This window comes from Salinicoccus sp. RF5, from assembly GCF_020786625.1.
In the GTDB taxonomy this organism is placed as follows: Bacteria; Bacillota; Bacilli; order Staphylococcales; family Salinicoccaceae; genus Salinicoccus.
Genome location: NZ_JAJGRC010000010.1, coordinates 1 through 466, shown reverse-complemented (window position 1 = coordinate 466; position 466 = coordinate 1). Strand labels below are relative to the sequence as shown.

1 protein-coding gene is annotated in these 466 nt (G+C 59.9%); it reads left to right on the top strand.

The genetic code is table 11. From position 1 onward, the window contains the following. A partial coding sequence (gene map, locus LLU09_RS12515; protein WP_228312047.1) for a type I methionyl aminopeptidase occupies positions 1–466 on the top strand: 466 nt, incomplete at both ends.

Sequence of the window (466 nt, the reverse complement as noted above, 5' to 3'; positions counted from 1 at the left end):
ATCGTCAACGAGCAGAAGGCGATTCCCGCCCCGCTGAACTACAAGGGCTTTCCCAAGTCGATCTGCACCTCGATCAACCATGTGGTCTGCCATGGCATCCCCAACGAGAAGCCACTGAAGGAAGGCGACATCCTCAACGTCGACATCACCGTCATCAAGGACGGCTACCACGGCGACACCAGCAAGATGTTCCTGGTCGGCAAGACCCCGGAATGGGCCGACCGCCTCTGCCAGATCACCCAGGAATGCATGTACAAGGGCATTTCCGTGGTGCGTCCGGGCGCGCACCTGGGCGATATCGGCGAAATCATCCAGAAGCACGCGGAAAAGAACGGCTTCTCGGTGGTCCGCGAATACTGCGGCCATGGCATCGGCAAGGTGTTCCACGAGGAGCCGCAGGTCCTCCACTACGGTCGTGCGGGTACCGGCATCGAGCTGAAGGAAGGCATGATCTTCACCATCGAGC